Source organism: Actinoplanes awajinensis subsp. mycoplanecinus, assembly GCF_001509495.1.
In the GTDB taxonomy this organism is placed as follows: domain Bacteria; phylum Actinomycetota; class Actinomycetes; order Mycobacteriales; family Micromonosporaceae; genus Actinoplanes; species Actinoplanes palleronii.
The window spans coordinates 1-1147 of the sequence record NZ_LLZH01000113.1 but is presented as its reverse complement, the minus strand read 5'-3'; the positions used below and the strand labels follow the sequence as shown (position 1 = coordinate 1147).

1 protein-coding gene is annotated in these 1147 nt (G+C 67.7%); it reads left to right on the top strand.

Annotation, left to right across the window (positions count from 1 at the left end; all coding sequences use genetic code 11):
- The coding region (locus ADL15_RS51405) for an IS1380 family transposase (protein ID WP_083971275.1) at positions 1 to 1004 on the top strand (1004 nt) is incomplete at its 5' end.
- Positions 1005 to 1147 lie beyond the last annotated feature (143 nt).

Here is a 1147-nt window from a genome sequence, read left to right as displayed (position 1 = left end):
TCCTGGCCGGTGCCGACGTGCTGACCTTCGTGGACATCGACTCGATGCTGCGCCGGGTCTACGGCAAGCAGAAGCAGGGCACCGGGTTCGGCCACGCCAAAATCGGCGGCTACAACGTCTGGCTGCGTGGCTACCACCCGCTGATCACGACATTGTCGACGCCGCTGTCCGCACCAGTCGTCGCGGCGACCCGGCTACGCAGCGGAAACGCCGGTTCCGCCCGCGGCGCCGCCAACATGATCGCCGAAACGGTCACCACCGCCCGATCCTGCGGCGCGACCGGCGAGATCGTCGTCCGGGCCGACTCCGCGTTCTACGCCAAGACAGTCATCGCCACCTGCCGACGCCGCGGGGTGCGGTTCTCGGTCACCGCCCGTGTCGACACCAAAATCCGCACCGCCTGCGACAGCATCAGCGAAGACCAATGGATCGACATCAAATATCCGCAGGCCGTCTGGGACGAAGACGCCCAACGCTGGATCTCCGACGCACAGATCGCCGAGACCGAGTACACCGCATTCGCCGGCACCCGGCACGCCGTCACCGCCCGGCTGATCGTGCGCCGGATCCGCCGCGACGACCCGCGACAGGCCCCCGGCCAGCAAGAACTCCTGCCCGCATACCGGTATCACACGGTGTTCACCGACAGCCCGTTCACCCTGATCCAGACCGAAGCCCAGCACCGCCAACATGCTGTCATCGAGCAGATCAACGCGGATCTGATCGCCGGCCCACTCGCGCACCTGCCGTCCGGGCGATTCTCCGCCAACGACGCCTGGCTGGCCTGCGCCGGACTCGCCCACAACCTCACCCGCGCCGCCGGTCACCTCGCCGCCGACACCTGGAAGACCGCCCGGACCGCCACCATCCGGGCCAGGATCATCAACGTCGCGGCCCGCCTCGCGCACCGGGCCCGAACCATCCACCTGCACCTACCCGCACACTGGCCCTGGCAGGCGGCGTTCGAGAACCTTCACACCGCGGTCCATCCCGCACCCGGCTGACCACCGCATACCAGCAGAAAACAGGCGGCCCAATCACAGGCCACGAACTCCGCGCTCACCCCGACCAGCCCACATCCGGAGCAAAGCCGATCATCAATCGGCGATTCCGGCCTGCACCAGAACCGCCCAGCACCAGAACTATT